This window comes from Glaciimonas sp. OK215 (assembly GCF_057787885.1).
Map to the genome: position 1 here is coordinate 1,989,382 of NZ_CM173544.1, position 25,308 is coordinate 2,014,689.

At 53.4% G+C, this 25,308-nt stretch carries 20 protein-coding genes, 3 tRNA genes and 2 pseudogenes; 17 read left to right on the forward strand and 8 right to left on the reverse strand.

The features are described from left to right. Positions 1–7 precede the first annotated feature (7 nt). From ctaD to AC3CHX_RS08975, 5 genes are all read left to right on the forward strand, one after another. Positions 8–1,762 carry a cytochrome c oxidase subunit I gene (gene ctaD / locus AC3CHX_RS08955; protein WP_488643688.1) on the forward strand — a complete coding sequence of 585 codons (1,755 nt, stop codon included), beginning with the start codon at positions 8–10 and terminating at the stop codon, positions 1,760–1,762. After that, a complete protein-coding gene (locus AC3CHX_RS08960) occupies positions 1,759–2,403 on the forward strand; it encodes a cytochrome c oxidase subunit 3 family protein (protein ID WP_488643689.1) in 645 nt (214 codons plus the stop codon). Before ctaD ends, AC3CHX_RS08960 begins: the two co-directional genes overlap by 4 nt. Before the next feature lie 21 nt (positions 2,404–2,424). Beyond that, positions 2,425–3,156: a heme-copper oxidase subunit III family protein gene (locus AC3CHX_RS08965; protein ID WP_488643690.1), complete on the forward strand. Its 732-nt coding sequence runs from the start codon at positions 2,425–2,427 to the stop codon at positions 3,154–3,156. A gap of 9 nt (positions 3,157–3,165) precedes the next feature. After that, entirely contained in the window at positions 3,166–3,480 is a 315-nt protein-coding gene (locus AC3CHX_RS08970; protein WP_488643691.1) for a cytochrome C oxidase subunit IV family protein, read from the forward strand. 103 nt (positions 3,481–3,583) lie between these two features. After that, positions 3,584–4,120, forward strand: coding sequence for a DUF2058 domain-containing protein (locus AC3CHX_RS08975; protein WP_488643692.1), 537 nt, complete (start codon positions 3,584–3,586; stop codon positions 4,118–4,120). A gap of 157 nt (positions 4,121–4,277) precedes the next feature. Here AC3CHX_RS08975 and AC3CHX_RS08980 read toward each other — a convergent pair whose 3' ends face one another. The 4 genes from AC3CHX_RS08980 to hpnC all read right to left on the reverse strand — a co-directional run bounded on the left by AC3CHX_RS08980 (position 4,278) and on the right by hpnC (position 8,729). Then, a complete protein-coding gene (locus tag AC3CHX_RS08980; protein ID WP_488643693.1) occupies positions 4,278–5,414 on the reverse strand; it encodes an alpha-hydroxy acid oxidase in 1,137 nt (378 codons plus the stop codon). A 125-nt stretch (positions 5,415–5,539) separates the two neighbouring features. Next, positions 5,540–6,886 (reverse strand): hydroxysqualene dehydroxylase HpnE, encoded by a 1,347-nt coding sequence (gene hpnE, locus AC3CHX_RS08985; protein WP_488643694.1) that lies wholly within the window; start codon positions 6,884–6,886, stop codon positions 5,540–5,542. Between the two features lie 21 nt (positions 6,887–6,907). After that, on the reverse strand, positions 6,908–7,741 hold the full coding sequence (hpnD, locus tag AC3CHX_RS08990) for a presqualene diphosphate synthase HpnD (RefSeq protein WP_488643695.1): 834 nt from the start codon (positions 7,739–7,741) through the stop codon (positions 6,908–6,910). Between the two features lie 175 nt (positions 7,742–7,916). Further along, positions 7,917–8,729, reverse strand: coding sequence for a squalene synthase HpnC (gene hpnC, locus AC3CHX_RS08995; RefSeq protein ID WP_488643696.1), 813 nt, complete (start codon positions 8,727–8,729; stop codon positions 7,917–7,919). Between the two features lie 90 nt (positions 8,730–8,819). Here hpnC and AC3CHX_RS09000 point away from each other — a divergent pair, with 90 nt between their 5' ends. From AC3CHX_RS09000 to AC3CHX_RS09010, 3 genes and pseudogenes are all read left to right on the forward strand, one after another. Continuing rightward, positions 8,820–9,011, forward strand: coding sequence for a hypothetical protein (locus AC3CHX_RS09000; protein WP_488643697.1), 192 nt, complete (start codon positions 8,820–8,822; stop codon positions 9,009–9,011). A 47-nt stretch (positions 9,012–9,058) separates the two neighbouring features. Next, positions 9,059–9,143: transfer RNA gene (locus AC3CHX_RS09005), tRNA-Leu, on the forward strand. A 291-nt stretch (positions 9,144–9,434) separates the two neighbouring features. Continuing rightward, positions 9,435–9,596, forward strand: a pseudogene (locus AC3CHX_RS09010) (CreA family protein); the annotation flags it as partial. A gap of 289 nt (positions 9,597–9,885) precedes the next feature. Here AC3CHX_RS09010 and AC3CHX_RS09015 read toward each other — a convergent pair. The 4 genes from AC3CHX_RS09015 to AC3CHX_RS09030 are packed head-to-tail and all read right to left on the reverse strand — an operon-like array spanning position 9,886 to position 15,398. Then, the gene (locus AC3CHX_RS09015; RefSeq protein ID WP_488643698.1) at positions 9,886–10,254 is read right to left on the reverse strand and encodes a hypothetical protein; all 369 of its coding nucleotides are present in this window, start codon (positions 10,252–10,254) and stop codon (positions 9,886–9,888) included. Beyond that, positions 10,251–12,146, reverse strand: coding sequence for an integrase (locus tag AC3CHX_RS09020; RefSeq protein WP_488643699.1), 1,896 nt, complete (start codon positions 12,144–12,146; stop codon positions 10,251–10,253). Before AC3CHX_RS09020 ends, AC3CHX_RS09015 begins: the two co-directional genes overlap by 4 nt. Next, positions 12,143–14,026 carry a hypothetical protein gene (locus AC3CHX_RS09025; protein ID WP_488643700.1) on the reverse strand — a complete coding sequence of 628 codons (1,884 nt, stop codon included), beginning with the start codon at positions 14,024–14,026 and terminating at the stop codon, positions 12,143–12,145. Before AC3CHX_RS09025 ends, AC3CHX_RS09020 begins: the two co-directional genes overlap by 4 nt. After that, a complete protein-coding gene (locus AC3CHX_RS09030; RefSeq protein ID WP_488643701.1) occupies positions 14,013–15,398 on the reverse strand; it encodes a site-specific integrase in 1,386 nt (461 codons plus the stop codon). The genes AC3CHX_RS09025 and AC3CHX_RS09030 overlap by 14 nt, the downstream gene beginning before the upstream one ends. A 155-nt stretch (positions 15,399–15,553) precedes the next feature. On the opposite strand from AC3CHX_RS09030, the pseudogene AC3CHX_RS09035 reads away from it, so the two are divergent. The 9 genes and pseudogenes from AC3CHX_RS09035 to AC3CHX_RS09075 form a co-directional block, all read left to right on the forward strand. Next, positions 15,554–15,883 (forward strand): annotated as a pseudogene (locus tag AC3CHX_RS09035) (CreA family protein); the annotation flags it as partial. Positions 15,884–16,116: 233 nt separating this feature from the next. Beyond that, positions 16,117–17,469 (forward strand): trigger factor, encoded by a 1,353-nt coding sequence (gene tig, locus AC3CHX_RS09040; RefSeq protein ID WP_488643702.1) that lies wholly within the window; start codon positions 16,117–16,119, stop codon positions 17,467–17,469. A gap of 95 nt (positions 17,470–17,564) precedes the next feature. Then, complete coding sequence (gene clpP, locus AC3CHX_RS09045; RefSeq protein ID WP_488643703.1) at positions 17,565–18,191, forward strand: ATP-dependent Clp endopeptidase proteolytic subunit ClpP; 627 nt, start codon at positions 17,565–17,567, stop codon at positions 18,189–18,191. Between the two features lie 243 nt (positions 18,192–18,434). Beyond that, positions 18,435–19,706, forward strand: coding sequence for an ATP-dependent Clp protease ATP-binding subunit ClpX (gene clpX / locus AC3CHX_RS09050; protein WP_488643704.1), 1,272 nt, complete (start codon positions 18,435–18,437; stop codon positions 19,704–19,706). A 236-nt stretch (positions 19,707–19,942) separates the two neighbouring features. Further along, a complete protein-coding gene (gene lon / locus AC3CHX_RS09055) occupies positions 19,943–22,357 on the forward strand; it encodes an endopeptidase La (protein ID WP_488643705.1) in 2,415 nt (804 codons plus the stop codon). A gap of 308 nt (positions 22,358–22,665) precedes the next feature. Then, the gene (locus AC3CHX_RS09060; RefSeq protein ID WP_488643706.1) at positions 22,666–22,938 is read left to right on the forward strand and encodes an HU family DNA-binding protein; all 273 of its coding nucleotides are present in this window, start codon (positions 22,666–22,668) and stop codon (positions 22,936–22,938) included. An 86-nt stretch (positions 22,939–23,024) separates the two neighbouring features. Further along, a tRNA-Val gene (locus AC3CHX_RS09065) sits at positions 23,025–23,100 on the forward strand. 60 nt (positions 23,101–23,160) lie between these two features. Continuing rightward, positions 23,161–23,237, forward strand: a tRNA-Asp gene (locus AC3CHX_RS09070). 79 nt (positions 23,238–23,316) lie between these two features. Continuing rightward, the gene (locus AC3CHX_RS09075; RefSeq protein ID WP_488643707.1) at positions 23,317–25,251 is read left to right on the forward strand and encodes a SurA N-terminal domain-containing protein; all 1,935 of its coding nucleotides are present in this window, start codon (positions 23,317–23,319) and stop codon (positions 25,249–25,251) included. Positions 25,252–25,308 lie beyond the last annotated feature (57 nt).

Genomic DNA, 25,308 nt, shown 5'->3' on the forward strand with positions numbered 1-25,308 from the left:
GAAGGCCATGACCAGCACCGACGACGACAGCATGCATCACGCACCGCAAAGCTTCTGGCTGAAATATGTCTGGAGCCAGGATCACAAGGTGATTGCCATTCAGTATTCCTGTGTGGCGATTGCTGCCGGGCTGGTGGGTTTGCTGCTGTCGAATCTGATGCGCTTGCAGCTTGGATTTCCCGGACGCTTTCCCGGTATTGACGCGACCCATTACTACCAGTTCATGACCATGCACGGCATGATTATGGTGATTTATCTGCTGACGGCGTTGCTGCTGGGCGGCTTCGGGAATTATCTGATTCCGCTGATGGTGGGCGCGCGCGACATGGTGTTCCCTTACCTGAATATGCTGAGTTTCTGGACTTATTTTCTGTCGGTGCTGGTGTTGATGGCGAGTTTCTTCGTGCCGGGCGGTCCCACCGGCGCTGGCTGGACGCTGTATCCGCCGCAGGCGATCCTGCCCGGTACGCCGGGTTATGAGTGGGGCATCATCCTGATGCTGGTGTCGCTGGTGATTTTTATTGCCGCGGCGACCATGGGCGGACTGAATTATGTGACCACGGTATTGCAGGCGCGTACCGAGGGCATGACCCTGATGCGCATGCCGCTGACGGTATGGGGTATTTTTGTCGCCACCATCCTGGCGCTGCTGGCTTTTCCGGCGTTGTTCGTCAGCGGTGTGATGATGCTGCTCGACCGCACGCTGGGCACCAGCTTCTTCATGCCGGCGCTAGTCTCGATGGGGCAGGTCAGCAACTACAATGGCGGCAGTCCGTTGCTGTTCCAGCATCTATTCTGGTTTTTCGGTCATCCCGAGGTCTACATCGTCGCGCTGCCGGCGTTTGGCATCGTCTCCGATCTGATCAGTGTGCATGCGCGCAAATGCATTTTCGGCTACCGCACCATGGTCTGGGCGATACTCGCCATCGGTGTGCTGAGCGTTGTGGTGTGGGCGCATCACATGTTCGTCAGCGGGATGAATCCGTATTTCGGTTTTTTCTTCGCGACGACTACCCTGATTATTGCGGTACCCACAGCGATCAAGGTTTACAACTGGCTGCTGACGCTGTGGAACGGCGATATTCACATGTCGGTGCCGATGCTGTTTGCACTGGCTTTCATTAGTACCTTTGTCATCGGTGGATTGACAGGACTGTTCCTGGGAAATGTCAGCGTCGATATTCCATTGTCCAACACCTATTTCGTGGTGGCGCATTTCCACATGGTGATGGGGGTATCGCCGCTGTTGGTGATTTTCGGCGGGATCTACCACTGGTTTCCCAAGATTAGCGGACGGATGCTCGATGACCGGCTCGGCAAATTGCACTTTTGGATGACTTTTGTCGGCACCTATGCGATTTTCTTCCCGATGCACTATCTCGGCATACTCGGCATGCCGCGTCGCTACTACGTATTCGAAGGCTATAAATTCATTCCGTCATCGGCACAGTCGCTGAATGTCTTCATCACCGTGGTGGCGCTGGTTGTGGCGACCGGTCAACTGGCATTCATCTTCAATCTGATCTGGAGCACTTTCCGTGGCAAGCGCGCCGACCCCAATCCATGGCGCGCCGCCTCGCTGGAATGGCAGACCCCAACGACGCCGCCCGGGCATGGGAACTGGGGCGCGCAGCTGCCAGTGGTGTATCGCGGCGCCTACGACTACAGCATCCCCGGCGCGCAGGAAGATTTCATCGCGCAGAATACGCCGCCTGCCGCAGAGCTGGCGGAACCAGGCGTTGGCAGCGGAGTGCTGGCATGAACGCCGCGACGATGCCGAAAGCTGCCGCGGGGCCCGCCAGCCCTGCGGGCAAGCGTGCCGGAGACCGTCGCGCTGCTACCATCAGCGTCGCGTTGTGGCTGTTTATTGGCGTGGCGACGGCGCTGTTCACGCTGTTCCTCGCAGCCTATGTGATGCGAATGGATGCCACTGACTGGTCGCCAATTGCGATGCCGTGGCAGCTGTGGCTCAGCACGTCATCGTTGATCGCGGCAAGTGTGATGATGCACCTGGCAAGCAGAACGACGCGCCTGGCGCCGGCGCGTAATTTTCTGGCCGCGGGTGGTGTTTTCGGGCTGGTGTTTTTAGGCGCGCAGTTGTGGGGCTGGCAGGCGCTGCAGACGATCCATGTGACGCCGGTCGGCAACCCCGCCGGTAGTTTCTTCTACCTGCTGACGGCCATGCATGGGATGCATGTGCTTGGCGGACTGGTCGGCTGGGGGCGGACGGCACGCTGTGCATGGTTCTACGCCATGGTCGATGCCGACATGGTCGAAGTCAGCTGGCGCAGCGCGCTGTGTGCGCGCTACTGGCATTTTTTGCTGGCGGTATGGATCGTGCTGTTCGCGGCACTGGGCTGGCTGACACCGGAAGTGGTCCGCTTAGTCTGCGGCACACATTAAGGCGGAAACGAGGGAGGCGATATGAGCGTACCTGCGGATGTGCCTGTGAATGTACCGATAAGTGTAACCACGCCGTCGGCGCCGGACGCCTCATTGGCTGCGCCCGGCGGCTGGCGTGGGCTGGGGACCGACTGGTCGTCGGATCGCCGGGCTTTTCAGGTGTCCTGGGGCAAGGCGATGATGTGGATCTTCCTGCTTTCCGATACGTTCATTTTCAGTTGTTTCCTGATCGGCTACATGACGGTGCGGATGTCCAGCACGGTATCCTGGCCCGACCCGAGCGTGATGTTTGCGCTGCGTATCGGCGATACCGAGGTGCCGTTGCTGCTGATCGCCATCATGACCTTCGTGCTGATCAGTAGTAGCGGCACCATGGCGATGGCGGTGAATTTTGCCTACCGCCGCGAGCGTGTGCGCGCCGCTATACTGATGCTGGTGACTGCCGCATGCGGCGTTGCCTTTGTCAGCATGCAGGCGTTTGAATGGACCAATCTGATCGTCAATGAAGGTGTGCGGCCATGGGGCAATTCGGTGGGTGCGCCGCAGTTCGGCTCGACTTTCTTCATGATCACCGGATTTCACGGCCTGCACGTCTCCATCGGCGTGATCTATCTGGTGACGGTAGCTGTGCGGGTACTACGCGGCCGCTATGAACGCAGCGGCAATTACCAGATTGTCGAAATTGCCGGGTTGTACTGGCACTTTGTGGATCTGGTCTGGGTATTTATCTTTGCGCTGTTTTATCTCTGGTGAGGTGCCATCATGAGTTCCGCTACAGGCCAGCAGCATCCGACCAGCCTCTACCTCAAAATCTGGGGTCTGCTGTTTGTACTCAGCACGCTTTCCTACATGGTCGACTACCTGCAATTCCATGGCTATCTGCGCTGGACCCTGATCCTGCTGCTGATGTTGCTAAAGGCGGGACTGATAGTCGCTTTTTTCATGCACATGGCATGGGAACGCCTGGCGTTGGTGTATGCGATTCTGGTGCCGCCGCTGTGCCTGCTGGTGCTAGTGGTATTGATGGCGACGGAAGCGCATTACACCTTCATTACGCGCTTATTGTTTTTCCGTTGAGCAGGGCGACGAAAAACAAAACAACAAATTTGCTATGCTAGCGTCTTTCCGCTGGTCGGCACCACCGCCTGGGCCGGCGGACCCTATTTATGGAGCAGCGCATATGGCGTCTTTGCAAGAGCAATTTTTGAAAGCTGGCCTAGTCGACAAAAACAAAGTCAAACTGGCCAACCAGGACAAGAGTAAGCAGAAGAAGGCCGAGCGCCGGACCGGCACGCATAGTGTCGATGAAACGCGCCTGGCTGCACTCGATACGTTACGCAAGAATGCCGACCGCGCCCGCGAACTCAATGCTCAGCGCGATGCGGCCGCCACCCAAAAGGCGATTGTGGCGCAAATTGCCCAGATGGTGCAGAAGAATCGCCAGAGCAAGGGCAGCGGCGACATCGCCTACCATTTTACTCACGACAAGAAGATCGAACGGCTGTATGTTTCGGCCGCGGTCCAGGCGCATTTGATGGCTGGGCGCTTGGTGATTATCTGCCAGGGCGGCGCCACCGAATTGGTGCCCAGGATCATCGCCGACAAGATCGCGGAGCGCGATGCCTCGCTCGTCGTGCGAGTAAACAAGACCAGCGCCGAGATCGATGCGGACGATCCGTATGCCGCCTTCCAGATCCCGGACGACTTGATGTGGTAGCCGAGCCTGTAGCTCTCGAAAGTTTTTAACAATGTCGGTAGCCGGGGTGTACCCCGGTTTACTTTGTCAACGACCGCTTTGGGCGCACTGCAAAGCAGCTGTTCGCTAACATCATGCGTTTGTTCCTTGGCATACCGGTGGCGTCCATGTAAGTTTCTTAGCCCCGCATCAAAATCTGCGGGCCTACATCCTTGATGTTCCTGGTCCCGGTCAACGCCATGCTGACGTCGAGTTCCTGGCGCATGATCTCCAGCATCTTGGTCACGCCGGCTTCGCCCATCGCACCCAGGCTGTATAGGAAAGCACGACCGATCATGGTGCCTTTGGCGCCCAGCGCGACTGCTTTCAGCACGTCCTGACCGCTGCGGATACCGCCGTCAAACCAGACTTCGATCTGATCGCCAACGGCTTCAACGATGGCCGGCAAAGCAGAAATCGATGACACCGCGCCATCCAGCTGACGGCCGCCGTGGTTGCTGACGACAATGGCATCGGCGCCGCTGGCGGCGGCGATTCTGGCGTCTTCGACATCCAGTATGCCTTTCAGTATCAGTTTGCCGCCCCATTGCTCCTTGATCCAGGCAATGTCGTCCCAGCACAAGGTCGGATCGAACTGGCTGGCGGTCCATTTGCTCAAGGTCAGAATGCCGTCGGCGCCTTTGACGTGACCGGCCAGATTGCCGAAGGTTTTGCGGCCGCCCAGTGCGCGCAGAGCCCAGGCCGGTTTGGTGGCCAGGTCGATGATGTTGGCGAGTGTCATTTTTGGCGGCACCGACATGCCGTTCTTCAGATCCTTGTGACGCTGGCCAAGAATCTGCAAATCCAGCGTTAGTACCAGCGCCGAACATTTGGCGGCCTTGGCACGTTCGATCAGTGATTTGACGAAGCCACGGTCGCGCATGACATACAACTGAAACCAGAACGGCTTGGTGGTAACGCTGGCGACATCTTCGATCGAGCAGATGCTCATGGTCGATAGCGTGAACGGAATGCCGAATTTTTCAGCGGCGATCGCCCCCAGCATTTCACCGTTGGCCCATTGCATGCCGGTTAATCCGGTGGGGGCAATGGCTACCGGCATCGTGACCATTTCGCCGATCATGGTGGTCGCCGTGCTGCGCTGATCGACGTTAATGGCGACCCGCTGGCGCAATTTCAACGCGGCCAGATCGCTGCTGTTGGCCCGATACGTGCCTTCGGTGTAAGAGCCGCTATCGGCGTAGTCGTAGAAGGCTTTCGGCACCCGTTTCTGGGCGAGTACGCGCAGATCTTCGATGCAGGTAATGACGGGCATGGTTTCTCCGTGAGTCTGTGATGAGTGAGGAACTCTGTGTTTTCCGGTATTCAGGGCATCCGCCATCCTAGGACAAAATGCGTCGGCGTTGGAAGGAAATGATGGAGGTTTGTGGTGAAAACTTTTCAAGTCAGCAAAGAGGCAGTCGACGATCGCTTGAAAATCAACTCTTTCGCCGCCTGGTTGCCGCTCCGGACCGCGGATTCCAGCGTGGCGGGATAGTCGCTAACGGTATAGTCGCCGGCCAGAAATACGCCAGCCACGCCGCTGTTATTGCCCGGGCGGGCAAGCGCAGGAGTGCAGGCAAAGGTCGCGCGCTTTTCAGAAATCACTTTGGTCCAGCTTGGTTGTGCCAGCTCAGGGCGTTTGAATACGTTGGCCAACTGCGCAGCAACAGAGCTGCTCAGCGTCGCGTGACCATCGGCAATGGCAGCGCCGGAACTGCTGATCACGACCGCCAGCATGCCGGCTTGCAGCGCATCAAGTTGACCGCGATCAAATACAAACTGGCCCCAGTCGCCTTTAGCGCTGTCTTCAACCAGCGCAAAAAAAGCTTGCGGCAGGCGCACAGCCGACGCGTACTGTAAATAGCAGGTGGTAATCGGTTCGTAGGAGAAGCTTCGCAGCAGCGTGGTATCGGTAAAGTCATCCAGCAAGTTGGCAGCAGTCTCGGGAGGCGTTGCTATGACCACCGCATCAAAATCGCCTTCATAGTCAGCGGCGATGAGCCGCCACCGGCTGCCGTCGGCCTGCAACCGCCGTATGTTGCAACCAAGGCGGACGCTGCCGCCATGTTGCTCGATAAATGCGGCGGCGCTATCCGGCAACAAGCTGCTCAGGTTGACCCGTGGCAATAGCATGTCCGAGGCTGCGCGGCGCGCGCCCAGGCTATCGCGCAACACCGCCAGAAAGACTTGCGCCGATGCTTGCGCCGGCGGCGTGTTTAGCGCGGCGATGCACAGCGGTTGCCACAGTAAGCGCTTCAGGCGCTCGGTCTGGTCAAAGCGCTCCAGCAAGGTGCTGACGCTGCAATCGTCATGCAATTGCCAGCCCATCCAGCGCGCGGCTGAATTGAATCTTGCCAGCGCCAGTTTGTCTTCCCGGGTCAACCCTTGTGCACGCCACAGGGCTGCCAGCAAGTGTAGAGGCGCTGGCAGGCGTGCTGCCGAAAAGGTCATGCCGCCGCTGTCGGCGGGGTAACACATTTGCAATGGCAGGCGGAGCAGTGCGGCGTTGGGATCGATGCCGACGGCGCGCATCAGTTGCAGGCTTTGTTTGTAAGCGCCGAGCAGGATGTGCTGGCCGTTATCGAGCGTGACGCCGTTGGTCGCGACCCGCCGGGCGCGGCCGCCGAGTATGCGGCCGGCTTCGAACAGCGTGACCTGATGCCGGCTGCCGGTCAGCGCTACTGCTGCCGCACAACCGGCCCAGCCGGCGCCGATGACGGCGACCTTTGGTTTCTCGACGCTCATGGAAAGCGGTAGTTGAATAGATCAGCCACGCACATAAGTCTTCCATGCCAGCCACAATTTACGGATCGGCGTCAATGAAATCCGCTGGTTCAGTACGTGATAGCCATCGTGTTCAATTTCGTTCAGCAGTGCGCGGTAGATCGCCGCCATCATCAACCCGGGACGTTGGGCGCGGCGGTCTTCTTTCGGCAGCAGCGCGAATGCGTCGTCATAAGCCTGTTGTGCGCGAGCGACCTGAAAGCGCATCAGGTTTTCAAAATTTTCGTTATGACGCGCATTCAGTATGTCGGCGGCAGTGACGTTGAATTGCTGCAGTTCGTTGACCGGCAAATAAATCCGGCCTTTGCGGCCATCTTCGCCGACATCGCGAATGATATTGGTGAGCTGAAAGGCCAGTCCGAGCTTTTCGGCAAACTGCAGCGTCTGCGCCTGAGTCACGCCAAAAATGCTGGCCGACAAAATGCCGACCACGCCGGCGACGTGCCAGCAATATTGCTTGAGACCGGGATAGTCCAGATAGCGGGTCTGATTCAGATCCATTTCCATGCCATCGACGATCGCCTGCAGGTGTTTGCCGTCAAGCTGATAGGTTTGCAGATGCGGTTGCAATGCCTTGGTCACCGGGTGAGTTGGATTGCCGGCCAGCATCGCGGCGATTTCCTTGCGCCACCACATCAGCTTGGTGCGAGCCACCGCTTCGTCGGTGCAATCATCGACGGTATCGTCGACTTCACGGCAGAACGCGTAGAGCGCTGTAATCGCACGGCGCCGTTCAAGGGGTAAAAACAGAAAGCTGTAATAAAAACTCGATCCGCTCTGGGCGGCTTTTTGCTGGCAGTAGTCGTCGGGAGACATGAAGGATCTTTGGTAGTCTTGTGTTATGGCAACCGAGGTTGCGGTGTTGGTAGTAATGCGCAAAGTCGCTATGCTAGCCGAGTGTGCCGGCCAGGACAAATCGAAGGCTCCCAAAAATCAAAAATAATCTATCGGGGCGTCTGAAATTTCCTGACCACGACCAATGACGGCGATTTCAGCGCATTCGCATCGCACGCCATGCCAAAATGAGCCAATCGACTTTTCCCAACTTTGGCCGATGCCGGAAAACATCGTAATCAACCACGTCCAGGCGCTCCAGAATCCGTAGCCCGCCCTGAATCACGAGTCGTAGTTCCCAGCCGATCCGCCCCCGCAGCCGCAAGGCTAGCGGTGCTGCGTCAAGCATCATTTTGCGTACGCGTTGCACTTCAAACTGCATTAGATTGCGCCATGCGTGGTCGCTGTTGGCGGCGGCAATGTGCGCCTGACCGACGCCGAAGCGCTGCAAATCCTCCAGCGGCAGATAAATCCGTTGCTTCTCCCAGTCGATGGCGACATCCTGCCAGAAGTTAATCAGTTGCAAAGCCGAACAGATTGCATCGGAGTCGCGCATATTTTGTTCGGTCACAGCGCCGTATAAATGCAACATCAGGCAACCGACCGGATTTGCCGAGCGCCGGCAATAATCGAGCAGGTCTCCATAGTTGGCATAGCGGGTGGTGCTGACGTCTTGCTTAAACGCGGATAGCAGGGCGCGGAACGGTGCCAGCGGCAGCTTGTATTCCACGATGGTTATTTGTAATGCCTGAAACAAGGCACTTTCGGCCGGTTGCCGCTGTTCGATCCGGTCCAGTGCAGTTTCATAGTCGCCTAGTGCGGAGAGTCGCTGCTCCGGATTGGCATCGCCTTCATCGGCAAGGTCGTCCGCGCCACGGGCGAACGCATAAATGGCCTGCACCGCCGGCCGTAAATGCGCGGGCATCAGCCATGAGGCAACGGGAAAATTTTCGTAGTGATCAACGGCCATATTGACGAGTATTTCAACAGTATGAGGGCAGGCAAATAACGGGGATATTTTCGCAACGCTTTTTCAGTCCCGAATAGTAAAGGAAAAAACGTGTTGCCCCAGACAAATTCGCATCAAATCCCTTGCTCGGCAGTTATGGCATTCTATGGGCGAGGTTGTATCGCGGTGCTGGCAATGATTCCGCTGTCGCGCCCGGTATTCTGGGGGAGGGCAATGGCGCTTGCCATCATGGGGGAGGCCGATGGGCGGCACAACGCGCAAAATACGTCGCTCGCCATATAATTGAGTAGCGCTATGGGTTGCTATTTGATAGAATGCTGCCTCTTGAAGCGGATATGGCGAAATTGGTAGACGCACTAGATTTAGGTTCTAGCGTCGAAAGACGTGGGGGTTCAAGTCCCTCTATCCGCACCAAAAACATGCAGCAAAATAATCGTAGCAATCTTCCCGGGTTGGACGATGTCAGAAAAGCCCTCTTTTGAGGGTTTTTTTGTGCCCGCTGCATTTATTTTCTTGCGCGATATCGTTACTGATAGCGGCGCGGCTCCGCGATATGGCCGTCGGCTTGCATATTCCGGCAATGCCCACACATCTGGTAGATTACGAACGGCACCAGGTATGAGTATTGCCCAGGGAGCGGTAGAGGTCCGGGTCAGCGGGCGTTTCCCGCCATATTGCAATCACGATTTTTCAAGAGGGATCACTATGCGCGTTAAATCCTTGGCTGCTGCGTTAGGGGTGGCCGGTATCTGTTCAGTCTGCGCCGCTTATGCAGCGCCTGAGCAGGTAGGTGAGGTGAGCACCGCGTTTCGCTGGCTCGGACACAATGACCGGGTTGTGGTCGAGGCATATGACGATCCCAAAGTGCAAGTATGAGCAATTTCCTTAAAAATGGACAGGTGCATACCTAAGTAAATCAACGACTTAACCGGACATGCCTGTCCATTCTAAAGAGGGTAAAAATGGACATGTTGAGCGTAAATGTCCATTTTTTGAACCCTCTGCATCGCAATTTTCCACGTAGCGAACAGGCCGCGTAGATGGTTGGCCGGGTTACCCACCGCGCCGCTCGCTCTTGCCCCTGACATTGGGCGGCGAGCGGCGCCGTGGATAACCCTACATCAGGGCCCGCGACAGCCTATTCGCTTTGAGTGGTTTAACGCGGCCTTTTCGCCCGAATGGGAATGACGGTTCCAGACCTTAACTGAGCGAGCTCTCGCTTCAAATCAAATACTTCCTTAATTAGGCAAATTTCCCGCTCTATAGCCTCATCCAAACGTTGACGGATACTCTTCTTTTCTTCTTTTGCACGCTCGAGCTGCGCAATAGGCTCATTGCGGACGTCTGCTAATTCGGCCGCAGCAGTGTCGATAGCGGCAATAAGGTCGGCAAATTGGAGGCGTGATTTCTTAATGCTTCCTTTCTTGCGGCCCGCTTCCAGCGCAACGGTATCGTTGTTTATCTTGGCTTTTCGATTTTTCAATCGCTCTAGCGCAGCATAATAATCGTTCATCGAATCATTCATGGGGCGTCCGAAGTCTCAATCTTTGTCAGTGCTTTGGTAAGTATTTCCAGTCCTCGTCGCTCCATCCTATGTTCAACGGATAGCGGGCTATTGCGTTCAAGCCGCTCCACGAGGATTTGTTGTGATTCAAGGGTTCTCCGCAGCTTTCTCGGACTGACAACGAGATTCTTGCAGTTGCTGGAAAGGCATTCGAACGGAATAGGAGTCAAGGGGGTGCTATCGCAGGAACTTGTACTTGTGCAGCCGCCAAGAACGGTTTCGCGATATGCCATCTCTCCTTTCTCGAACATACGGAGGGCGTGCGCACGCGAGTGCACAGACACTGGCGACGCTTTAACTGCGGGACTGTGAGCCCATGCAGCAGCACCTCCGAATAATCGTTCGTCGCTCATGAGAACCTGCATGGCATAGCCAAGATACTCGGAAAGCGTGCGACTGGCGTTCCATTCGGTAGCAAAATGGTCTCGGTCAAAGACCATGGACTTGGCGAATGCTGAACCCTTGGAGTAATACATTGACATCTCTTGTGTCAGGTGCTTTAGTTGCGCTTTTAGACTTGGAAGAGTAACCATGCCGGAGCGGTGCGCATATAGCGCAAGGCTCCGACGGAACTGATGCATAGCCGCTGGCCATTGCATTCCCACAGCAAACTCGCCTTCGTTATGCCAGTCCCTTTCAACATCTATCTGCTCCAATTCCTCAATATCACCTCTTTCGATAATCGGCGAAATTCTTGAAAAAAGCTTTGCTTTCGGAATATCGGCCCCTTGGACCTTCATTCCATCGTAGTGGCCGTAACTTCCAAAGCCGTGCCGTGGAAATAGTAAAAACGGTGAACTTTCATCTCCCAATAGATGCTCGTTGCCATATTGAGTATGGAGTGCTTTTGCCAGTGTCATGGCAACCGTTGCTGCACGAACTCCGGTTGAATTGGTCACCCAGTTCGCCTCTTGCTTCTTTCCCTTGTTGAATTTGGTTGTGTACCCTCTGATGCACGAATGGACAGTGCCGCCGTGCGCAAAGGTGGTCAGTGCGTTGACGGGCAGGGTTTCAACCTCTCCTTTCCGCATACCTGTATTTGCGGCAATGACGGCACAGCAAACTGCGTAAACGTTAGAAATCCATCCAGCTACATCGGAAAGCCGCGGACTGCCAGTTTGTCCAAGCCAGGTCGCGTATTCCTGCAACCGGGCACTGGGCGTTGGGTAGTTTCCTCGGCTGCACCCATGAGCAACACGAATATAAGAAAGGAGGTCCTCAAGTACCAGTTCTACCGTGTCAAGTTCCGCAGTCAATCTGGTTAGTATGTGCGAGTAGATTCGAGTGGGAATAACAGGTGTTTGCTTTTCGGCATCACGTATTGCTCGGTCAGCCTTAAGGATAGCGGGGTGCAGTTTCTTTAAGGGGACATTTACGGTAAATTCGGGCAAAGCAACTAGCTTGATGAGCAAGCTATATAGCTTCACTGCCATTCTCGGTTTGTTCGAAATGAACTCAAGACCAAAAGCCATGTCGCCCAATGCGTCATAGAGTGTTAACCCGGCTTTTGAAGCTTCCACGGCGAAGGTTCGGAGAGCGTAATAATTCCCCATGAAGGTTGACGCAGCGGGAAGCTCTTCGCCTTCGACATGCAGTAGCAGGTAGAAGAGGACCTTAATTTGAAGGAGAGACGTCTCATGCGAGATGCCTAAACGTCTTAGCCGAGTGAACTCCAATTGTTTTGTCCATGAAATATTCCCTTGCAATGCAGAAATGTCCCACTCGTCACCACCAAACCGGCTCCTCCCCGGTCGCAGTGTTGCCACTATCTCAGCGTCGTCAGGTGGGCGCCAAAACGGTGTGTTAACGCCCTGGTCAAGGTCTTTCGTGATGGTTACAGTAGTTGCGCTCATATCACTCCAAGGCTTGTAAGTTGCTCAATTTTTGTTCCCCAAAACGGGTCGAGTAATTCGTCGAGCTCAACCTCATGCTCAATCTTCGCAACCAAAGCGTTGTTGACCGTGCGGAGTTCCTGTAGCAGCTCCTCAATTCGTTGAAGCACTTTGCCAAGTACGCCATCAGCTAGGTCAATATTCCCAGTGGAGCCAAACGTTAGCTTTAGGCAGTACCGGCAACTCAGGAGTTTGCGGACATCCGTTTCGTCGGCATGGATTCGGTATTTGTTGCAAAAGAGACACCCTTCAGTGGACGTGCATGTGGGCATCACCGGCACTGTTTGGGATATTGCTTCTGGGTCATTAAAGCTCTTACAACGTCCTACACCGTTTTGGACCTGGATTTCCGATTGAACGGGCGTTCGCACCACGGTTTCCTCCAGGGTTGTCAAGTAGCGGCCCATCTCCTTGGTGTGGGTGACCTGAGAGCCGTTTGAATATGACCGCAGCGCCGTTGCGATGGAATGACCCATTAACTTAGCGGCCACGTCGGGTGTTTCGTGGCGGATGAGGTGGTCTTGCTTAGCAGCTCGCAATTTTCGAAGGCTCAGCTTCGGCACAGTTATTCCAAATCGGGCGACCCTTCTCGTCAAATTTTGCTTAAACCATCCCGTGGGAAATGGCGCAGCATTGCCGCTGGCGTCGATGAAGAGTAAGAGTGCCTCACAGGAATTCCCGCGGAGGATGCAGTCGCGCACCTCCAAATAGCGTTTGAGCTTAGGCATAAAACCGATACCAACGGATATGGTAATTTCCTTTCCGTCGGCCCTTAGCTTTAGCGCACGAAACTTGGCGCGCGTGACGGCACCTCTCTGAACGTGGTCGGAGAGGTCATCGGAGCAATCGAGGAGGTGGAGAATAGACTGATTGTGACCAGTCTCTAATGCGAACAATCCTCCGAAAGCTAGGCAGGCAAGCGAAGCGATGTTCAACCGCTCTGGATGGTATCGGTTGGTGTTTGCCTCCGTCAGGATGCGCCTCGCTTCTCTTATCGCGTGTCGTGCTTGAATACGAGGATTCTTGTTAAGGCCGGCGGCATATATTTGTTCAACTTCATCGACACTTCGAAGGGTGCCGTCCTCGATATTCCAGGCAGCTCCTCCACGTACATTCAACAACGTGCTTCGACTTTTACCGTTTGGCACCCACCAGATAGTCTCTTTGCTACCGTTAGTGCTCTGGTCCGTGAATGCAAGAGGGAAAGGTGCGTCTGTGAGGATAGCGTTACTCGCAACGTCAAATATTTCGTTCATCCATGCCGCAAAAGTCCGGAGATTTTCTTCGTCCGGGGCACGCGTTGGATTGCCTCCGGATTGCTTTAAGGGTTTGAATCGTTTGCAAAATTCTTCATCATAGAACTCGCGCGCGAATACCAGAAGGGACTGTTGCCGGGAGGCGGCTGTGCGAGTGGAAAGTTGTCCGGTCGAGGCTGCGAGGCTCAATTCTTGGCAATATTTTACGAATATGCGTTCAGTTTCGGCTCTTTCGACCCACACGGCCGCGCCATCGTTGTTCCCGTCCACCCAATCCATGAAGTTACGTACATACCCAAAATTGGTAAACGCGCTCATGGGAGACCAGCCCTTTGTTTCAATCAACTGGGAGAGGGTAGTTGCGATATTAACGATGACGGGAAGCCTTGGCGCGTAGAAGCTATTTTCGTCGATGGGCCAATCCGATGGCTTTCCGACTTTCTTTTCACGGTTCACATATGCGAAGGTCCAAATATGCCCAAGAGTTTCGGCTCCCTCAAATCTCAAAGCTAATCTATCCGGTTTTGCCACCTGCATACTCGTTGATATCGGCATGTCGAGGATTGTCAATTCATTCGGCTTCAATAATGGTTCCCTTTTTTTGTATGAGGTTCCGCAGATACGAACTCCACCCTTCGTCGGCGGCCTCCAACAGACGGCGGTTACGCCGATAATCAAGGTACCGAATCGTCGTTGTTATGTCGGAATGCCACATAAGTCCAGAAAGTTGCTCGAGCACCCAGTCTCGCTGCACCGTGCCTTCCGCAATACTGGAGGCGCAAAAATCCACGAAATTCATTCCGAAAGATGCGCGCAGGTCGTGAAATCTGTATGCAAACATTGGTTGCCCCAGTTTTGCGCGCGCTGCGGCAATGACTTGCGCGGAGATGAACGAGCGAAGGGACTGCCCCTGCTTGGTGCTTCTAAGCTGTTGACCCGCAAGGCGGATTTTGTGACGGTCCTCTATCGACTCATAGAATGGATTGCCGTGTTGAGTAAGAAAGAGGTACTGGTTTTCCTCGTCGCCTTTCTCATTCTTCGCTCTTCGTTTCGCTGCTCGCGGACTTTTTGAGTAGATGTGAAGCTGCTGGTAGAGATACTTTGGCACGTGCAAGATTCCTTGCTTGTTTTTCTTCGTATCTATCCCGGTGCCCGGACCGCAGGCAATACGTACGTCATCACTGCTGAATTGGTCGGGATTGGTTTGCACGTGGCGCAACCGAAATGTAAGGACTGATTGTTCTCGTGCGCCCGTGAGCAAAGACAGTTGATGCATGAGCGTGATTTCTGTGTTCCCGAGGTCGTCAAGAGCCTCCAATATTGCCTTTTGCTCGATGGTAGGTAATGGTCGTAGCTTTCCGCCGTCATCTATTTGGTCATCTAAAGGGTCGTCTGACTTCGGGACCTTGATGCTGATATCGGTGGTAGTAACTTCCTTGGTTCGGTCCATGCCCTTTTCATCTCGGAAGGCTATGGCTACGCCGCGTTCCACCCAGGGAGGATTTTTGGGTGAAAAAATGCCATTGTTGATTAACCAGGCATAGAATCTGATGACGGCGGCCATTCGTCGCTTGGCAACGCTTGGGCTTACTGTTCCTTTTCGAATTAATAGTTTCAGCTCTGCCGAGTAGCGATAGGTTGGTCTGGAGTACTTCCGGCTTTCAAACGAAAGCCAATCCAACTCTTCATCATCGAGAAAATTTCGGTAATCTGCTAAGTCCCCGGCGACCGTCCCGAAGGACAGCATATTCGGCTCGGTCTTCAACTCAGCACAGTCAATGAAGTACAGGGCTGCCTCTGCCCAGGGACTGCCATCCGCGTTCAAGACAATAGGAAACCGACCATAGCGACCGTGGGACCATTCAGGTCCACCGTCAATGCGCTTTCCCGAAGGCTGGCGAACAGCGGTCCTGTAATAGGTCACATGTTCGGTCGAACCTTTTAATTCGACTTTCATTGAACCTATTTCAGGAGATTCACTTGCGAGGGATAATGCTAAGGTCGGGAGGGTAGTTCGGTGTGCGCGGGCGGTCATCAACAATCATTATTGTTATAATGGCGTCCATTTTACAAAAAGTTGCTATACATCGCAAGTCACAGAAACTTGCTAGTGTGCAAGGCGTCACTTGCTATGTGTCGCGTGCGCGAACCGGTGGTGTGAAAGGCACGATTGGCCTGGCCGAAGATCGCGCCGAGGCATCGATCGCCTGCCGCCAGGTGGCCGCGAGCGTGCGTTTTCCTGGCAAGTTGCCATTGCAGGAAGATGTGTTTACGGAGCGCATGTCGATACTGTTCAAGCGCTTGCATATCGTTCGTGTAGTCGATCCCAGCCGCAATACATTGATCTATCTGACTTACTCGGATAAATTGATCGATGGTAGTCCGCAAAACAGCGTTACTGCAGTGCCGGTGCCAGCTACTACGCCGATTCCGGTAAAGTAGAACCGGTTATTTGGATTGCAATGCCGGATTGCGGTGCTATAGCAACCGGTTTTGGCGCAACCAGCAGTTTTACGTATAGAATATCGGACTTTAGCGTGCCGGGGGCGGGGTATAAATGGCAACATTTAGCCGCTTAAGTTGGAGAAAACCTTGTTCAATCGGGGTTTTCGTTAATTTGAGTCACTCTGGTCACACATATAAAACACAGAATTTTTAATTTTTGGACGATTCACATGGCAACTGCAGTCGAAACTTTGAGCAAACTTGAACGCCGCCTCACCATTACCATTCCAATGGTTGAAGTGCAAACTGAAGTTGAAAAGCGCCTGAAAGTGCGTGCGCGCACCGCCAAGGCACCGGGTTTCCGTCCTGGTAAAGTGCCAATGAAAATGGTTGCTGCGCAGTACGGTTTTCAGGTCGAAAACGAAGTGCTGAACGATAAAGTCGGTCGCGCATTCAATGACGCTGCGAACGAAAATAATTTACGCGTTGCCGGTTTCCCGAATATCGAGCCCAAGACCAGCGAAGGTGCGCCAGAAGGTGTGGTCGCATTCGAAGCAACTTTCGAAGTTTATCCTGAAGTCAAAATCGGTGATCTGAGTAGCGTTGAGGTCGAAAAGACCAAGGCTGAAGTCAGCGATGCTGAAATCGACAAGACCATCAACATCCTGCGTAAACAGCGCGTGCATTACCACGTCAAGGGCGAGCAAGACGCACACGGCGACGGCGGCAGCGATCTGACAGCGCAAAACGAGAACCGCGTCACCATCGATTTCATTGGCAAGATCGATGGCGTTGAATTTCCGGGCGGTAAAGCCGACGACTACGCATTCGTGCTGGGCGAAGGCCGCATGTTGCCTGAATTTGAAGCCGCTACTGTCGGCCTCAAAGTCGGCGAGGCAAAGACTTTTGAATTGTCTTTCCCTGCTGATTATCACGGTAAGGATGTCGCCGGCAAAACTGCAGAATTCACCATCACCTTGAAGAAGCTGGAATGGGCGCACCTGCCGGAAGTCGATGAGGAATTTGCCAAGTCGCTGGGCGTGGAAGACGGCGATCTGATTAAAATGCGCGCAGACATCAAGCTCAATCTGGAGCGTGAAGTTGGCGCCCGTGTCAAAGCCAAGAACAAAGACAGCGTGATGGATGCGCTGATCAAGGTCAGCGAACTGGACGTGCCGAAGGCGCTGATTGATCAGGACGTGCAACGTCTGGTTGAAATGACCCGTCAAGACATGGCGCAGCGCGGTATGGACGTCAAGAACATGCCGTTCCCACCTGAACTGTTCACTGCGCAAGCTGAGCGTCGTGTTCGTCTGGGTCTGATCCTGGCGGATGTCGTTAAAGAAAACAAACTGCAAGCGACGGCCGAGCAAGTCAAAGCCCAAGTTGAAGATTTTGCGCAAAGCTACGAAGATCCAAAACAAGTCCTGAAATATTATTTCAGCGATCGTAGCCGTCTGGCTGAAGTCGAAGCACTTGTTTTAGAAGAAAACGTCGTCAACTACGTGTTGAGTCAATCGAAAGTGACTGAGAAATCGGTCGCGTTTGATGAGCTGATGGGTAACAACGGTCAACAAGCGTAATTAAGCCTAGTGGGCTTGCGGGCCTGTTCAGGGATTGCGTGCGGTAGTGCGTCAAAATGTGAACAGGTACCGAATACGCTCCAATAAGGAAGAATATGACAGGCTTTCATCGTAATTCGGCGCTAGATACTGACATGCTCGGCATGGTGCCTATCGTGGTTGAGCAAAGCGGTCGCGGCGAGCGTTCATATGATATCTATTCGCGTTTGCTGCGTGAACGTGTGATTTTTCTGGTTGGTCCGGTCAATGATCAGACCGCCAATCTGATCGTGGCACAGTTGCTGTTCCTGGAGAGCGAAAATCCAGAGAAGGATATTTCGCTTTACATTAACTCTCCTGGCGGTTCGGTATCGGCCGGCATGGCGATTTACGACACCATGCAATTTATCAAGCCGGACGTGTCGACCTTGTGTACCGGTATGGCGGCATCGATGGGCGCATTCCTGCTGGCAGCTGGCGCCAAGGGCAAGCGTTTCTCGTTACCTAACTCCCGGATCATGATTCATCAACCGCTGGGTGGTGCGCAGGGACAGGCTTCCGATATCGAAATTCAAGCGCGGGAAATTCTGTATCTGCGTGAACGTCTGAATGGCATTCTGGCGGATAAAACCGGCAGAAGCATCGAGCAGATCGGCAGGGATACCGACCGTGATAATTTCATGTCGGCAGATGCGGCAGTAGATTATGGCCTGATTGACAAGGTTCTTACGACACGCGCCTGATAGCCGGGTGTGATGCAAAACGCCCGAACCCAAATGGGTCGGGCGTTTTTTCTTTTTTGATATTGGCTTTTTCATCCTTTAAGCGTAAAAAAAAATGTCACGCCGCGGTCATTTTTATTGGTCCGCGCCGTGACGAATTGGTGTTTCGCAGGTAATATCAATTCAACGCCAAGTGGCCGCTTATTTAGGCTTCTTTTGTCTTAGCTTGACACCCCTTACTGACGCTCACTCAAACATTGCCTTATGTCCGATAAAAAAACTTCCAGCGGCGAAAAACTGCTTTATTGCTCCTTCTGCGGAAAAAGCCAGCACGAGGTGAAAAAACTCATCGCCGGACCGTCGGTCTTCGTCTGCGACGAGTGTATCGATCTTTGTAACGACATCATTCGTGACGAAGCGTCGAGCGTCGAAACCTTGGATGGTCAGAAATCAGAGTTGCCGATTCCTCAGGAAATTTGCGAGCTGCTCGATCAATATGTGATCGGCCAGGAAACGGCCAAGCGGATTCTGTCGGTGGCGGTGTACAACCATTACAAACGCCTGAAGCATCTTGGTAAAAAAGACGATATCGAATTGGCGAAGAGCAATATTCTGCTGGTAGGGCCGACCGGTTCCGGTAAGACTTTACTGGCACAAACGCTGGCACGTACCTTGAATGTACCGTTTGTAATTGCCGATGCGACCACGTTGACTGAAGCTGGTTACGTTGGTGAGGATGTCGAAAATATTATTCAGAAATTGCTGCAAAATTGCAATTATGAAGTTGATAAAGCGCAAAAGGGCATCGTCTATATCGATGAAATCGACAAGATTACGCGCAAATCGGACAATCCGTCGATCACCCGCGACGTTTCCGGCGAAGGCGTGCAACAGGCCCTGCTGAAACTGATAGAGGGCACCATGGCTTCGGTGCCGCCACAAGGTGGGCGCAAGCATCCAAACCAGGATTTCGTACAGGTTGATACGACAAATATTTTGTTCATTTGCGGCGGGGCTTTCGATGGCCTGGCAAAAATCATTTCTGAACGTTCAGAGAAGAGCGGCATCGGCTTCTCGGCAAATGTGAAGAGTCAAAGCCAGCGTACCTCAAGCGAAGTATTACTGGACGCCGAGCCGGAAGACTTGACCCGTTTCGGTCTGATTCCGGAGCTGGTTGGTCGTTTGCCGGTGATCGCAACGTTGACTGAACTGAATGAAGCGGCGTTGATACAGATTCTGGTGGAGCCGAAGAATGCGCTGATCAAGCAGTATGCAAAACTGCTGCAAATGGAAGGCGCTGAGCTCGACATTCGGCCGGCTGCGCTGCAGGCTATCGCCAAGAAAGCATTGGCGCGCAAGACCGGCGCTCGTGGTTTGCGTTCGATTCTGGAGCACGCACTGCTGGATGTGATGTATGACTTGCCGAGCCATAAAAATGTTTCGAAAGTGGTGATTGACGAAAACACCATCACTCATGGCGCTAAGCCGTTGATGATCTATCATGAGCAGGCAAAGGTCTCAGGCGCAAAATCATAAAATTTGTAAAGTTAAGTAAAAAGCGGGCTTAAAAACCCGTTTTTTGAGCAAAAGCAGTACAATTTCGTAAAATTATAAATCAGGCTTCAATCGTAAAGCCACCCGAAGGTAACTTCGCGTGTGGCTTTTTTTATTGCCCACGCAACTGTAAGTGATGAATTTTTTGTTGCAACTAGGGCTTGTGTTTAGGCTACTCGTGCCAACATCATTAATAAGTTTTTTTGATAGGGCTCGCCATGACAACTTCTACATTTACTGAACAAACCCGGTTGCCACTGCTACCGTTACGGGATGTGGTGGTATTCCCGCATATGGTGATTCCTCTGTTCGTCGGTCGCCCAAAATCGATCAAGGCTCTCGAAGCCGCGATGGAGCAGGGCAAGAGCATCATGCTGGCCGCCCAAAAGGCCGCCGCCAAGGACGAACCATCGGCTGACGACATTTATGAGATCGGCTGCGTCGCTAATATTCTGCAAATGCTGAAACTTCCGGACGGCACCGTGAAGGTGTTGGTCGAAGGTGCACAACGTGCGCGCATTCATCGCATCAGCGAACTGGATACCCATTTCGTTGCTGATTTGACGCCGGTTGAGTCGGAGTCAGGGGACGAAGCTGAGGTGGAGGCGATGCGTCGCGCCATCGTTCAGCAGTTCGATCAATACGTCAAACTGAATAAAAAAATCCCACCGGAAATCCTGACCTCACTGGCCGGGATCGATGATGCCGGTCGTCTGGCCGACACCATTGCCGCCCACTTGCCGCTGAAGCTGGAGCAAAAACAGGTCATTCTGGAAATCTTCAACGTCGCCAAACGTTACGAGCATCTGCTTGGGCAACTGGAAGGCGAGCTGGATATTCTGCAAGTTGAAAAACGCATCCGTGGCCGTGTCAAACGGCAGATGGAAAAGTCGCAGCGTGAGTACTATTTGAACGAGCAAGTCAAAGCGATTCAGAAAGAACTCGGCGAAGGCGAAGAAGGCGCTGATCTGGAAGAACTGGAAAAGAAAATCCTTTCTGCCAAGATGCCAAAAGAAGCGTTAGAGAAAGCCCAAAGCGAACTCAAGAAACTGAAGCTGATGTCGCCGATGTCGGCCGAAGCGACGGTGGTGCGCAATTACATCGATACACTGGTTGGTTTGCCATGGAAGAAAAAATCCAAGGTGAATAACGAGCTGGGCAATGCGGAAAAAGTGCTGGAAGGCGACCACTATGGCCTGGATAAGGTCAAGGAACGCATTCTGGAATACCTCGCCGTACAACAACGCGTCGACAAGCTGAAAGCGCCGATCCTATGCTTCGTGGGTCCTCCGGGTGTGGGTAAGACTTCGCTTGGGCAATCGATCGCGCATGCCACCAATCGTAAGTTTGTGCGGATGGCATTGGGCGGCGTGCGTGATGAGGCCGAGATTCGCGGTCATCGCCGTACTTACATCGGTTCGATGCCAGGCAAGATTTTGCAAAGTCTTGCCAAGGTCGGCGTGCGCAATCCGTTGTTCCTGCTCGATGAAATTGACAAGCTCGGCATGGATTTCCGTGGCGATCCATCGTCGGCATTGCTTGAGGTGCTTGATCCTGAGCAGAATCACACGTTCTCGGATCATTACATCGAAGTCGATTTCGACTTGTCGGACGTGATGTTTGTGGCGACATCCAATTCGTTCAATATTCCGCCAGCCTTGCTGGATCGGATGGAGGTGATTCGTCTGGCGGGTTATACCGAAGATGAAAAAACCAATATTGCGCTGCGTTATTTATTGCCTAAACAGATCAAGAATAACGGTCTGAAAGTGGAAGAAATCGGTGTTGCCGAAGGTGCGATTCGCGACATCATCCGTTATTACACGCGGGAAGCCGGTGTGCGCTCGCTGGAACGTGAAATCTCCAAGATTTGCCGTAAGGTAGTGAAGTTGCTGCTACTGAAAAAGCAGGAGAAAAAAGTCGCGATCACATCGAAGAACATCGACAAATTCCTCGGCGTTCGACGCTTCGATTTCGGTGTCGCCGAAAAAGAAAACCAGGTTGGTCAGGTGGTTGGTCTGGCATGGACCGAAGTCGGTGGCGAGTTGCTCACGATTGAAGCTGTGGCGATGCAAGGCAAAGGCGCGATCATCCGCACCGGTACGCTGGGTGATGTGATGAAAGAGTCGATTGAAGCGGCGCGCACGGTGGTGCGCAGTCGTGCCAAGAAGCTGGGCATCAAGAACGAGGCGTTTGAGAAAACTGACATTCACATTCACGTGCCGGAAGGTGCGACGCCGAAAGATGGTCCTTCGGCAGGTATCGGGATGGCCACGGCGCTGGTGTCGATCTTTACCGGTATTCCAGTGCGTGCAGATGTGGCGATGACCGGTGAAATTACGTTGCGCGGCGAGGTGTTGCCGATTGGCGGATTGAAAGAGAAACTGCTGGCGGCGCATCGCGGGGGCATCAAGACGGTTTTGATTCCAGAGCAGAACGCCAAGGATCTTGCGGAGATCCCGGACAACGTAAAAAATAAACTGGAAATCGTACCGGTGCGCTGGTTTGATAAAGTGCTGGAAATCGCTCTTGAGCGTCAACCGGTACCACTGACCGAAGAGGAGGCTGTGGTGGATGCTGCTGCCGTCGCCAAGGCCGGTGAAAAGGCGGACACGACAGTGGTTAAGCACTAAATATGCATTAGGCAAGGCAAGCATCAAGGTTGTTTTGTTTTTAGTAATGATATTGGGCTGTTTTAATAGTCCGTAAAAAGGCGCTCGCAAGGGCGCTTTTTTTTTCGCAGAAATTTTGAGCGTGGATTATTTGTGCAATGTTAAATCTGTTTAATTCGGTGCCGCATGGCGGCAAACCGCTTGACACAAGGCTTTGCGGCTTGTTTAATGTGGTCTGCAGATTTCTTCTGCGTTCTCTGCGGTGGTCTTCATATTTGATCTGAGCGAGAATAGCCATCCCGAATTTCAATCTTTTTGAGGGGACTTAATTGAATAAAACCGAACTAATCGAGCACATTGCTAAATCAGCAGATATTTCCAAGGCGGCTTCATCACGCGCACTGGATGCATTGATCGGCGCCGTTAAAGCAACCCTGAAAAAGAATGGCACTGTTACCTTGGTCGGCTTCGGTACTTTTTCAGTTGGCAAGCGCGCTGCACGTACTGGTCGTAATCCACGTACCGGCGAAGCGATCAAAATCAAAGCTGCCAAGGTTCCTAAATTTAAGCCTGGCAAAGCGTTGAAAGATGCTGTAAACTAATCGTCTTTGGCGCGGTGACAAACGCCAAATGTTTGACTGGCTTCGCCCTCGGTTTTAAATCAAATTTGGTTTGAATATGAAGTGTAGGGTGCTTAGCTCAGTTGGTAGAGCGGCGCCCTTACAAGGCGTAGGTCGGGAGTTCGAGCCTCTCAGCACCCACCAGTTAGTCAGGCAAAATAGTTGCGATGAAATTTGAAAATTTTTTTGCGATATGCAGTTTTAGGAGTGGTAGTTCAGCTGGTTAGAATACCGGCCTGTCACGCCGGGGGTCGCGGGTTCGAGTCCCGTCCACTCCGCCAGAATTAAAAAGGCGAACGAAAGTTCGCCTTTTTTCATATGTGCTAGTGATTTTAGCAATCTGTCTTTGATTGGCTGACCATGTTTGAGTTTATTCGCTCCCATCAACGCTTGATGCAGTTTCTGCTGCTGCTGTTGATCATCCCTTCTTTCGCTCTCGTCGGCTTGCAAAGCTATAGCAGTTTTGGTGACAGTGCCAATACCGTGGCGAAAGTCGCCGGCCAGTCAATTACGCAGCAGGAATGGGATGCCGCACAGCGTCAGCAAATGGAGCGCATGCGACAAATGTTGGGCGCCCAGTTCGATGCGAATATGTTTGACACGCCAGCGGCCAAGCAAAGTATTCTGGATAACCTGGTTGCGCAGCGCGCGCAGTTGGCGGCGGTGACCCGCGAGCATCTGATGGTGTCCGATCTGACATTGCAGCAGACACTACTTGGTATTCCTGAATTGCACGGCGCCGACGGTAAATTCGATAACGAAAGATACCGTGCGCTGCTGGCTGCACAAGGCACCACGCCAAAAATGTATGAAGCCGGCCTGCGCCAGGATCTGGCGCTGCAGCAATTGACTGCTGCGATACAAACCACTGCGTTTGCGCCAAAGTCGCTGGCATTGCGCTTCTCGAATATCAACGACGAGGAGCGCGAGGTTCAGGAGTTGTTGCTCAAGACTGCCGATTACGCCTCGCAGGTCAAAGTCACGGATGACATGCTGAAGGCGTATTACGAAAAGAATGGCCAGCAGTTTGAAATTCCTGAACAAGTCAAAGCAGAATATGTCGTGCTTGACAGCGCTGCAGTAGCCGCGCAAGTGACGGTCAACGATGCTGATATCAAGTCGTATTATGAGCAGAATTTGCAGCGTTACTCGACACATGAGCAACGTCGCGCCAGCCATATTTTGATTGCAGTCAAAAAAGACGCTTCTGCTGCCGACAAAGCAGCGGCCAAAGCCAAGGCTGAAAGCTTGCTGGCACAAGCGCGCAAGAATCCGGCGGAATTCGCCAGGCTGGCCAAAGAGAATTCGCAAGATACGGCCTCTGCTGAACAAGGTGGCGATCTGGGTTACTTCGGCGCAGGAATGATGGTGAAACCATTTTCCGATGCTGCGCTGAAATTGAGGCAGGGCGAGATCAGTGATCTGGTTGAGTCGGATTATGGCTATCACATCATTCAGTTGACCGGCATTAAGGCAGCTGAAGTCAAGCCTCTGGAACAGGTCAAGGCTGATATCGCCGCCGAAATTAAAAATCAGCTGGCGACTAAAAAATTCGCCGAACTGGCCGAGCTGTTTAGCAATACTGTCTACGAACAGGCCGATAGCCTGAAGCCGGCCGCTGACAAGTTGAAACTGACTATCCAGACTGTGTCGGATCTGGGACGTCATCCTAATCCTGCGGTTGCGCCGACAGTACCGTACAACAATGAGAAATTCCTGAAGGCGTTGTTCTCGAACGAGTCTGTAAAGAACAAACACAACACCGAGGCAATTGAAGTTGCGCCAAATACGCTGGTCGCCGGACACGTGATCAGCTACAAGCCGGTCACCAGGCGTGCATTTGACGAAGTGAAGGAAACGGTACGCGCCAAAGTAACCCAGATCGCAGAAGCCGAGTTCGCCAAAAAGGCCGGCGAAGAAAAATTGGCCGCGCTGAAGGCTAAAGATGATGCTGCCGGTTTTGCCGACGCCAAGACGATTTCACGCGTGAAGCATCAAGGCATTGCACCTGAGGTATTTGATGCAGTGATGAAAGCCGATGTCAGCAAGTTGCTCGCATACGTTGGCGTAGCCTTGCCGGAACAGGGCTATGCAATCTATCGCATCGGTAAGGTAGCGCAGCCAGCCACGGTCGATCAGGCCCGTCGTCAGGCTGAGCAACAGCAGGTATCGTCGGCATTGGCGCAGCAGGAAATGATTGCTTATGTTGAGGTCCTGAAGCAAAAAGCCAAGGCGAAAATCCTGAAGCCGGCAGTTGCCAGCGCTGCGGGCACTGACAACTCAGCATCGAAATAAAGCAAATTAATGCAACATAAAAAAGCCACTGTGAAGTGGCTTTTTTATGTTGCAGCA